The following is a 4,638-nucleotide window of genomic DNA, read 5'->3' on the forward strand; positions in this document are numbered from 1 at the left end:
GCAGCGGCTATTGGTGCCGCGGCGACAGGCGTGGTATCCGGATCGACATCCTCGGGTTCCGGCTCAGGCTCGGGCACCGGCGCAGTCACCGGTGCGGCAGGCGTTTTCACCAGCCATTGCTCGACGTGATCCGGCGGCACATCCATCAGGCGCAGCGCGCCATCCATAACGTTATGAAAGACCGGCGCCGATACCAGTCCGCCGTAGTAATCATGGCCGCTGGGATTGTTGATCACCACGACCATGGCGAATTTCGGATGGTCGAGCGGCACGATGCCGGCGAACAGCGAAACGTGCTTGTTGAGATAGCCGCCGCCGCTGGAAATGCGCGAGGTGCCGGTCTTGCCGGCGACGTGGTAACCGGTGACCGCGGCTTTCGGTGCCGAACCCTGCGGCGTGATCACGCTCTCAAGCATGGTCAGCACCTGCTTGGCGATGCGCGGATCCATCACCTGCCGGCCCTGGCCAGCGCCGCCCTTGATGAAAGTCGGCGGCATCAGGTGCCCGCCATTGGCCATCGCGGCATACGCCTGCGCGAGTTGCAGCGGCGTCACCGAAACACCGTAGCCGTAGGCGACGCGCGTCTTGTAAACCATGCTCCAGGCGCTTTCGGGCGCGAGCACGCCGGAGGACTCTCCGGGAAAGCCCGAGCCGGTGCTCTGACCGAACCCGAAGCGGTGCAGCACGTTGTAGAAATGTTCGTCGCTCATACCCAGCGACAATTTCGCCGCGGCGATGTTCGAGGATTTCTGCAACAGCCCGGTCAGCGTCACCACGCCATGGTTGGTGGTGTCGCGGATCGGATAGCCGCCGAGTTCGATGATGCCCGGGTTGGTGTCGATGGTGATGTTCGGATCGACACCGTTTTCAAGCGCTGCCATCACCGTCATCGATTTCATCGTCGAGCCCGGCTCGATCACATCGGTAACGGCACGGTTGCGATGCGTGCCGGGTTCGGCGGCATCGCGCGAGTTCGGGTTGTACGACGGCTGGTTGACCATCGCGAGGATTTCGCCGGTCGGGATGTCGAGCACGACGACCGAGCCGCTGGATGCGCCGTTGCTGATCAGCGCGGCTTTCAGTTCGCGATACGCGAGGTACTGGATGCGGCGATCGATCGACAGCGTGATGTCCTTGCCCGGCTGCGCGGCCTTGACCAGGTCGACGTTCTCGACGATGCGGCCGCGACGATCGCGGATAACGCGCTGCGCGCCGGGTTTTCCGGTAAGCCAATCGTTGAACGCCAGCTCGACGCCTTCCTGACCCTGATCGTCGATGTTGGTGAAGCCGAGCACGTGCGCCATCACCTCGCCGTGCGGATAAAAGCGCCGGAACTCGCGCTGCGAATACACGCCGGGAATGCCGCGCGCGACCACCGCCTGGGCATCATCGGGATTGATGTGCCGGCGCAGGAACACGAACTCCTTGTCCGAACGCTGCGCGATGCGCTGCGTCAGCATGTCCTGCGGAATGCCCAGCGCCTTGGCGAGCTCCGGCAGACGCTCGGGATGCTGCAGCAATTCCTTGGGATTGGCCCAGACCGATTCCACCGGCGTCGATACAGCCAGCGGCTCGCCGTTGCGATCCATGATCATGCCGCGCGAGGTCGCGATCGGCACTTCGCGCAGGAAGCGGGCATCGCCTTCGTGCTGGTAGAAGTCCTTGTTGAACAACTGCATCTGCGCCGCGCGGCCGACCAGCACTACACCGCAGCAGCCGAGCACCGCTGCCAGCACTTTCAAGCGGACATTGAGATTGTAGGGGCGGGCGCGCGTCTTCATGGCGTCAGCACCACCACGTCCTTGTCCTGCGGAAAGGACATGCCGAGGCGCTCGGTCGCGACCTGCTCGATGCGATTGGTTTCCGACCACGTTGCCTGCTCGAGCTGCAGGCGGCTGAATTCGATATTGAGCTCGTCGCGACCGCGCTCGAGCCGGGTCAGTTCGACATAGGCCTGGCGATGCTGTTGGCGCGAATAGACGATGGCGATCGCGCTGGCGAGCACCGCGGCGATCAGCACGACGAGGATGAAGATGCGCACGCTCACGCGGGCCGCTCCTGCGCATCCTGCGCCCGCGGCACTTGCACATCCATGTGCGGCGCTATCTTCTCGGCGACGCGCAGCACCGCGCTGCGCGAACGCGGGTTGCGCGAAATTTCCTCGTAATCGGCACGCGTTGCGCCGGCGATATCGATCAGCGAGGCGGTGAATTCCTGCTCGACCGGGAAGCGGCGATTGCCTGCCGGCGCTTTTGCGTGGGCAAGAATGAAGCGCTTGACGATGCGATCTTCCAGCGAGTGGAAGCTGATCACCGCGAGGCGACCGCCGGGCTTGAGGCAGGCATGCGCTGCAGCGAGGCCCTTTTCCAGGTCCTCGAGTTCGCGATTGATGAAGATGCGGATCGCCTGGAAGCTGCGCGTCGCAGGATGGATCTTGCCGTCGCCGCGGCCGACCACGCTGGCGATCAGCTCGGCCAGTTGCGCGGTGCGCGTGATTGCGGCTTCCTCACGACGCGAGACGATGGTGCGGGCGATGCGACGGCTGAGCTTTTCCTCGCCGTAGATCCACAACACGTCGGCGATTTCGCGGTCGTCGGCGCGCGCCAGCCAGGCGGCGGCGCTTTCGCCAGCCTCGGGATCCATGCGCATGTCCAGCGGGCCGTCGTTGCGAAAACTGAAGCCGCGCTCGGCAACATCGAGCTGCGGAGAAGAGACGCCGAGGTCAAACAGCACGCCATCCAGGCCCTCGGCGGTTTCGCTCCAATTCGCCAATTCCGCGAACGAACCCCGGCGCACGGCAACGCGCGCATCGTCACCGAACAGTTCGGCAGCGGCGGCGATCGCTTCGGGGTCCTTGTCCATCAACAACAGCCTTCCTGCCGGCCCGAGCCGGTCGAGCACGCCGCGCGCGTGACCGCCGCGGCCGAATGTGCCATCCAGATACCTGCCATCCCTGAGCACGCGCAGGGCATCCATCACCTGCGTCCACATCACCGGAAGATGGCTGGGTGTCTGCGTCTCCACAGAGGTCCCGGCCGTCACCGCTTACAGCCTCAGATCGAGCATGTCGTCGCTGATCTCGTCTTCGGCAATCGTCTGACGGATCTGCGCGAGGTGGGCTTGCTCGCTCCACAACTCGAATTTGTTGCCCATGCCCAGCAGCACCGCTTTCTTCTCGATCGCGGCGGCGTTGCGATGGCTTGGCGGAACCAGGATGCGACCGCTGCCATCGGGCTCGACCGCCGTCGCGGCGCCGACCAGTTTCAGCTGCAGGTTGCGGTGCACTTTTTTTGCGTTCGGCAGGGCATTGACCTGGTCGCGGACTTTTTCCCAGCCCGATTCCGGGTACAGCCATAGGCAGCCGGATTCGTAGGGGTTGTAGGTAATGACCAGGCGGTTGCCGCAGGCGCGCGCAACAAGGTCGCGATAGGCGGTAGGAATCGCCAATCGGCCCTTGTCATCGATCGTGATCGCGGTCTCGCCCTGAAACATGCCCACCAAACCCCACAAAAAACCCGAAATTCCCTCGGAAGCCCACGTTAGTCCTGACCCCAAGGGCTGTCAAGGATAAAAACAAGGGAAATTCACTAGAGGAATCAAGACCTTGCAGCGAACTTGAGAGTCTTGTTTAAGAAGCGTTCGGGAAGTGTTGTTTCGCATGGATTTGATGTGGCGACATGCGTCTTTTATCGCCCTGCTCCGAAACAGGAGAAACCTCGGGCCCGGAAGACGCCGGCACGCTTGAACACCTCGGACTGCGCGGGTCAAGCGCGTCGGGCGTTCTCGATCACTGCTGTAGTAGCGAGCCGGCTCGCGACATACCCAGATTTGCCGGAAATCTCCGTATCGCAGCCACCTCGTCATAGCAAACGGAGGTCTTTTCCAGGTATCCGCGCTCCCGAAACCGCCGGCACGACGATGTCGGCGGCAGTGCCGCGGGTGCCGCGAGAAGTTTCTGCACGGACGCATAGATACGACGACACAGGCAACCACTGGTCGCCCGGAATCCGGGATTTCGATTGTGTTGTGCAGGAAGAGTGCTGGAAAGACAGAAAGTGGCGGAGCCGGTCGTTAAGCCGGGTTCTGTCGTGGACAACCATTCCTCTCGGCCCTGCCTCGCGGCAAGGCTCAAGCAGCGCACCCGGGGACGGGTCGAGCCAACCCATAGTCCCCCTATTTGGCCTTGCTCCGGATGGGGTTTACCGTGCCATGCGGCGTTAGCCCCGCACGCGGTGGGCTCTTACCCCACCGTTTCACCCTTACCACGCACCCTTGCGGGCCGTTCGGCGGTCTGTTCTCTGTTGCACTGGCCGTCAGCTCGCGCTGCCCAGGCGTTACCTGGCACCCTGCTCTATGGAGCCCGGACTTTCCTCGGCGCGATCAAGTCGCGACGCGGTTGTCTTGACCGACTCCGCCGGCGCGGATTGTCGCACGAAAAATTCCCATCGATGGCTGCATCTCCCAGGAGCGATCATCACCGCGATCGCTTCAGATGCCACGCGACTTCCATCACGGGAATTGTCAGTCGTGCTCACGCCTGCAGAACCGAATCATCGGATCCCGCTCAACGAGCCATAGGGAAAGCCGTATCGCCAAACGTTCAGCAGTTCGTCAGAGCGCTGTGCGCCCGTGATGTCA

At 63.1% G+C, this 4,638-nt stretch carries 4 protein-coding genes and 1 other RNA gene; all 5 read right to left on the reverse strand.

Annotated features, from left to right (window positions below; all coding sequences use genetic code 11):
* Positions 1-1,781 (reverse strand): peptidoglycan D,D-transpeptidase FtsI family protein (locus VKM35_RS04255; protein ID WP_324318703.1); only part of this gene is annotated, 1,781 nt, incomplete at its 3' end.
* On the reverse strand, positions 1,778-2,041 hold the full coding sequence (ftsL, locus tag VKM35_RS04260) for a cell division protein FtsL (RefSeq protein ID WP_324318709.1): 264 nt from the start codon (positions 2,039-2,041) through the stop codon (positions 1,778-1,780). The genes ftsL and VKM35_RS04255, both read right to left, overlap by 4 nt.
* A gap of 2 nt (positions 2,042-2,043) precedes the next feature.
* Positions 2,044-3,042: a 16S rRNA (cytosine(1402)-N(4))-methyltransferase RsmH gene (rsmH, locus tag VKM35_RS04265; RefSeq protein ID WP_324318705.1), complete on the reverse strand. Its 999-nt coding sequence runs from the start codon at positions 3,040-3,042 to the stop codon at positions 2,044-2,046.
* Positions 3,043-3,045: 3 nt separating this feature from the next.
* Positions 3,046-3,492, reverse strand: a complete 447-nt coding sequence (gene mraZ, locus VKM35_RS04270; RefSeq protein WP_324318707.1) for a division/cell wall cluster transcriptional repressor MraZ — start codon at positions 3,490-3,492, stop codon at positions 3,046-3,048.
* Between the two features lie 564 nt (positions 3,493-4,056).
* Positions 4,057-4,413: RNase P RNA component class A (rnpB, locus tag VKM35_RS04275), an RNA gene on the reverse strand.
* Positions 4,414-4,638: the final 225 nt, after the last annotated feature.

The sequence above is a fragment of the Arenimonas sp. genome, from assembly GCF_035312645.1.
Taxonomy (GTDB): Bacteria; Pseudomonadota; Gammaproteobacteria; order Xanthomonadales; family Xanthomonadaceae; genus Arenimonas.

Excerpts from the sequence above, each read along its gene's own strand:
- mraZ (WP_324318707.1), bottom strand. The coding sequence starts at position 3,492 with ATGTTTCAGGGCGAGACCGCGATCACGATCGATGACAAGGGCCGATTG.